This window comes from Diplocloster hominis (assembly GCF_032380655.1).
Taxonomy (GTDB): Bacteria; Bacillota; Clostridia; order Lachnospirales; family Lachnospiraceae; genus Diplocloster; species Diplocloster hominis.
In genome coordinates, this window is the sequence record NZ_JAWDIY010000086.1 from 1 (window position 1) to 1,064 (window position 1,064).

Sequence of the window (1,064 nt, forward strand, 5' to 3'; positions counted from 1 at the left end):
CCCGAAGCTTTTCGCAGCTTATCACGTCTTTCATCGGCTCTTAGTGCCAAGGCATCCACCCTGCGCTCTTGTTCGCTTGACCTGCATTCTCATATAGCGTTATGGGAATGGGTCTTTTTGGTTCTTGATTTTCTCGGATTTTTTGAATTGGTTTCAATTAATCTTTTTTAATCTCGGATGTCTTGAAGTTTCTTCTTTCTTTGGAACTAACTGCGTTGGGATGTTGTTCTTCTCTGTGTCTGCGGCTTTTTGGCAGCTGACGCTTTGCTGAACTTCATCTGCTTTCAGTTCCTTGAAATCAGATTTTTCAATTGATTTTTCAATGTGTAGTTTTCAAGGTACATGGTGGTGGATGGCGATTTTTTGGCCGGGCCTGGTGCTGAGCCCTCGAAAATCGGAGATTTTCTCGGTCACGTTAGGCCTTTAAATAAAGCCGGCGTTTGGTTCGCCGTCCGATTTGACATGCACTTCGTGCATCACGGATCTTTTATAAATGATCATCGACAAGCAAGCTTGACGCTGCTCATTTCTAAAAGTTCCTACTGCGCTGGCGCGCAGGTCAAATCTGGTTGCGATAAAAGCTTTGATTTCGGCTTTTATCGATGGAGATAAAGGGATTCGAACCCTTGACCCCCTGCTTGCAAGGCAGGTGCTCTCCCAACTGAGCTATACCCCCGTCACGGTCCTGCTTGATTCGGGCGAGCTCTATAGCTCGTCCATATCAAACAGATTAAAATGGGCTTAAGTGGACTCGAACCACCGACCTCACGCTTATCAGGCGTGCGCTCTAACCGGCTGAGCTATAAGCCCATAAATCTGGCATCCACCTGCTCTCCCATACCGTCACCAGTATAGTACCATCGGCCGCCTAGGTCTTAACCATCGTGTTCGGGATGGGAACGGGTGTGTCCCCTAGGCGCATCGACACCAGAAATATTTATCAAGTTTTTCTTGATAACTAAACAGTAAAACAACCCTTACTTCTTCTTCCTTAGAAAGGAGGTGATCCAGCCGCACCTTCCGATACGGCTACCTTGTTACGACTTCACCCCAGTTATCCATCC

General features: G+C 47.0%; 2 tRNA genes and 3 rRNA genes. All 5 read right to left on the bottom strand.

Annotated features, from left to right (window positions below):
* Positions 1–82 (bottom strand): 23S ribosomal RNA (locus ABC831_RS26335); the annotation flags it as partial.
* 521 nt (positions 83–603) lie between these two features.
* A tRNA-Ala gene (locus ABC831_RS26340) sits at positions 604–676 on the bottom strand.
* A 60-nt stretch (positions 677–736) separates the two neighbouring features.
* Positions 737–810: transfer RNA gene (locus tag ABC831_RS26345), tRNA-Ile, on the bottom strand.
* A gap of 4 nt (positions 811–814) precedes the next feature.
* A 5S ribosomal RNA gene (gene rrf, locus ABC831_RS26350) occupies positions 815–932 on the bottom strand.
* A gap of 63 nt (positions 933–995) precedes the next feature.
* A 16S ribosomal RNA gene (locus ABC831_RS26355) occupies positions 996–1,064 on the bottom strand; the annotation flags it as partial.